Origin of the sequence: Oceanibaculum indicum P24 (assembly GCF_000299935.1) — a bacterium.
Classification (GTDB): domain Bacteria; phylum Pseudomonadota; class Alphaproteobacteria; order Oceanibaculales; family Oceanibaculaceae; genus Oceanibaculum; species Oceanibaculum indicum.
The window spans coordinates 1-943 of record NZ_AMRL01000069.1; the positions used below are offsets into that span (position 1 = coordinate 1).

Consider the following 943-nt stretch of genomic DNA (forward strand, 5'->3'; position numbering starts at 1 on the left):
GCAGCAGCTGGCTTCGCAGTCCCTCAGCATTGCCAACCAGCGCCCGTCGGTGCTGCTCAGCCTGTTCCGTTAATCACGGAAACCGGTTTTACCGGAAGGGCGGGACCGCAAGGTCCCGCCCTTTTTCTTTGTCTGTTGCTCCGTCCGCCGCGTTTCATTCTCGCCGGCGGCTTCTGCCTTGTTGCGAGAAGCGTTTACGGCTTGGGAAAGGCTGCTGCTAACTGCCTGCGGTACCGGGCAGTTTTGTGCATGGCCGGCCAGCGACTAGGAACTTCTTGCCGGGGCAATCCTGCGCGGTTTCATTCGTTGGCCTAAAGCGTCAAAATAAATTCTTTAAAAACAAATGGTTATGTTGATTTCCTGTTGTGGCACGCCGGTTGCTCTGGAATGCCCGTAGTCATCTACGGACAGGAGCCTCGCTATGCCAGCAGGTCAGAATTCGATCAATACGAATGTCGGCGCGCTTGTCGCGCTGCAGAATATGAACAGCATCAACAGCCGCCTGGATCAGACACAGAACCGTGTCTCGACCGGTTTCAAGGTCACGGGTGCGGTCGATGATGCCTCCAGCTTCTCCATCGCCCAGGGTCTGCGCGGTGAGCTGAAGGCCTACAGCGCCGTCTCCCAGGGGCTTGCCCAGGCGCGCGGCGTGATGACCGTTGCCGAGGCGGGCGCCACGTCGGTGTCTAACCTTGTCGGCGATATCAAGAAGAAGGTCGTCGAGCTGGCAAACGCCGCCATCACGACGGCGCAGCGCTCGATCCTGACGGCTGACTTCGATCAGCTGGTCGATCAGGTCCGCGCCTTCCTGAACCAGGCGACCTTCCAGGGCACCAACCTGCTGAACTCAGGTGCGGCCACGGTCAATGTCATCTCCGATATTGACGGTTCGACCATCGAGCTGCGGCCGAACGACCTGATTGGCGATCTGGACACCTTCTCG

At 59.2% G+C, this 943-nt stretch carries 1 protein-coding gene; it reads left to right on the forward strand.

Annotated features, from left to right (window positions below; translation table 11 throughout):
* Positions 1–421: 421 nt before the first annotated feature.
* Positions 422–943, forward strand: a 522-nt coding sequence (locus tag P24_RS18990; RefSeq protein ID WP_008946371.1) for a flagellin, incomplete at its 3' end; no start/stop codon positions are given.